Raw genomic sequence first — 600 nt, forward strand, 5'->3', positions numbered from 1 at the left:
CCTTACTATAAACTCTATCACCCCTATTGTTTCAATAAAAAATGTAATCCGGCACCATTCATATACGCCCCCTGCGGCCTCTACAATAGCCTTACCCTCCCCTTGCAAAGCGCCCCCATGAATATACCCCCCTTACTATAAAATCTATCACCCCTATTGTTTCAATAAAAAATGTAATCCGGCACCATTCATATACACCCCCTGCGGCCTCTACAATAGCCTTACCCTCCCCTTGCAACAAGCACGCCATAACTCCGTTCCTCAACACAGACACCCCCATTACCCTAAGGCTCCTACAACAACCCCACCCCTGCCCCAACAACAGCCATATCCCGCCTTTACGATAGCCTTTATCCCTTGAAAAGACAGAAGCATTTTTATTCTTTTCTCATTGTTTTCGGCCCCCCACTAAGACATAAAAAAAGAAACATCTCTCAACACTTGCAAACCAACACGCATCACCCCCATTTCATGAACAGCCCCCATGAAAGGGATAACAATAGCGCCCCCATGAATATACCCCCCTTACTATAAACTCTATCACCCCTATTGTTTCAATAAAAAATGTAATCCGGCACCATTCATATACGCCCCCTGCGG

1 protein-coding gene is annotated in these 600 nt (G+C 45.7%); it reads right to left on the reverse strand.

Annotated elements, in window-relative coordinates; translation table 11 throughout:
• Positions 1-91 precede the first annotated feature (91 nt).
• Positions 92-250 carry a hypothetical protein gene (locus tag ACFINA_RS09770; protein ID WP_375615542.1) on the reverse strand — a complete coding sequence of 53 codons (159 nt, stop codon included), beginning with the start codon at positions 248-250 and terminating at the stop codon, positions 92-94.
• Positions 251-600: the final 350 nt, after the last annotated feature.

The sequence above is a fragment of the Bartonella sp. AC10YNML genome, assembly GCF_042196825.1.
Taxonomy (GTDB): Bacteria; Pseudomonadota; Alphaproteobacteria; order Rhizobiales; family Rhizobiaceae; genus Bartonella.

Coding starts and splice junctions, on each gene's coding strand:
- ACFINA_RS09770 (WP_375615542.1), bottom strand. CDS start 250: ATGGCGTGCTTGTTGCAAGGGGAGGGTAAGGCTATTGTAGAGGCCGCA.